The sequence below is a fragment of the Actinosynnema sp. NPDC023658 genome, from assembly GCF_040639995.1.
In the GTDB taxonomy this organism is placed as follows: domain Bacteria; phylum Actinomycetota; class Actinomycetes; order Mycobacteriales; family Pseudonocardiaceae; genus Actinosynnema.
This window is the reverse complement of the sequence record NZ_JBFAAX010000722.1, coordinates 1320-2902: the sequence shown is the minus strand read 5'-3', so window position 1 is coordinate 2902 and position 1583 is coordinate 1320. Positions and strand designations below refer to the sequence as shown.

The 1583-nt window shown below is 76.0% G+C and carries 2 protein-coding genes; one reads left to right on the top strand and one right to left on the bottom strand.

The window, feature by feature from the left end; genetic code table 11:
• Nucleotides 1-295: 295 nt before the first annotated feature.
• Nucleotides 296-874, bottom strand: a complete 579-nt coding sequence (locus AB0G02_RS33790) for a GNAT family N-acetyltransferase (RefSeq protein WP_360802504.1) — start codon at nt 872-874, stop codon at nt 296-298.
• 293 nt (nt 875-1167) lie between these two features.
• On the opposite strand from AB0G02_RS33790, the gene AB0G02_RS33785 reads away from it, so the two are divergent.
• On the top strand, nt 1168-1470 hold the full coding sequence (locus AB0G02_RS33785) for a SelT/SelW/SelH family protein (protein WP_360802501.1): 303 nt from the start codon (nt 1168-1170) through the stop codon (nt 1468-1470).
• Nucleotides 1471-1583: the final 113 nt, after the last annotated feature.

Genomic DNA, 1583 nt, shown 5'->3' with positions numbered 1-1583 from the left:
CTTCGAGCGCATCGTCGAAGCCGCCGCCGTGCCCCTGGCCGCCGGGCCGCACGGCGTCGGGTCGGCGCGCGCCTGGTGACGGTCCTCCCGGCGGTGGTGGGTCCTGGGGCCCGCGGTACCACCGCCGGTCATGACGGCGGAAGGTGGGACTGCCCGCCTGTTCTTCCGCCGGAGGGGCCGGTGTCATAGCTGGGGGCTGGCACCGGCCCCGCGCCTCACGGTGCCCGGACCACGTTCCCGGCTCCGCCGCGCGCCTTCGCGCGGGCCGTCCGGCGGCGAGCCCACGGGTTCGTCGTCAGCGGTCCTCGGCGCAGTGGTCGAACCAGCAGAGGGTGCGGGGAGAACGGGCGTCGGGGAGCGGGAGGTCCCGGAAGCGGTCGTCCGGCACGAACCCCGCGCGGACGGCGGTGCCCAGGCCGGACCGGTTGGCCAGCGCGACCGTCCACCTCCCGCGACCGGCGACGACCTGCACGGCTTCCCGGACGAGCGCGACGCCGAGACCCCGGCCCCGGCAGGCGGGCAGGACCCAGCAGCCGCCCACCTCGCTCACCCCTTCGGGCAGGCGTTCGGCGACGGCGGCGGCCAGGTGCGGCAGCCCGGTCCGCCGGGGGACGTCCGTGCGGTCGCGCAGCAGGACACCACCGACGACCTCCTGGTCCGGGGTGGCGGCCACGACGACCGTCGTGACGCCGGCGGGCGCCTCCGGTCCCGGGATCGCACCACCCGCGCCGATGCCGGAGCACACCTCGTCCAAGCCGTGCCGGTACGCCTCCCACACGGCGGGGAACCGGCTCGGGTCGACGGTCAGGAGTGAGATGTCGGCCGCGGTGGCGCCGGTGGGGGCACCGCGCACGGTGAGTCGGTCGGCGGGCATGGTCGTCGTTGTCCTCTCGTCGGGCTGGGGTGCCGGCTGCGGCGCGTCCGCCCGCCGACGAGGCACGACCCGCCAAGCCCGGTGACCGGTCGCGCAGGTGTCACGGCGGGTGATCCGCCTCGGACACCGGACCCGCTGGTCCGCTCCGATCCGGTGCCGTCCGGGGGTTGCCGCACGGCCGCGGTGCCATTCCACGTCGACGGGTTGCCACTCGTACGTGTGACGTCGGTCCGGCACCGGCTCGCACCCGCCGGCGCGGAGCGGTCATCGCCCCGCCGGCGATACTGTGGGTCGTGACCGCGAGAACCCCCCGCCTGGAGATCGAGTACTGCACGCAGTGCCGCTGGCTGCTGCGCGCCGGCTGGACCGCTCAGGAGCTGCTGACCACCTTCACCACCGAGCTGGGCGAGGTCGCGCTGGTCCCCGGCACGGGCGGTGTGTTCGACGTCCGCCTCGACGGCGAGACCCTGTGGTCGCGCAAGGAGCGGGGCGGCTTCCCCGAGATGGCGGCGCTCAAGCAGCTCGTGCGCGACCGGATCGCCCCCGACCGCGACCTCGGCCACTCCGACCGGCACCGGGAGGCGGCGCGGGAGTGACCCCGTCGCCCGCCTCGTCACGACCGCGGTCACACCCGGTCCGAGGACGCGCGGGGCAGGCGGGAAGAGTCACCGACACGTACTCCCCCTGCGTCCGGGAAGACGGGAACGGG

Coding starts and splice junctions, on each gene's coding strand:
- AB0G02_RS33790 (WP_360802504.1), bottom strand. CDS start 874: ATGCCCGCCGACCGACTCACCGTGCGCGGTGCCCCCACCGGCGCCACC.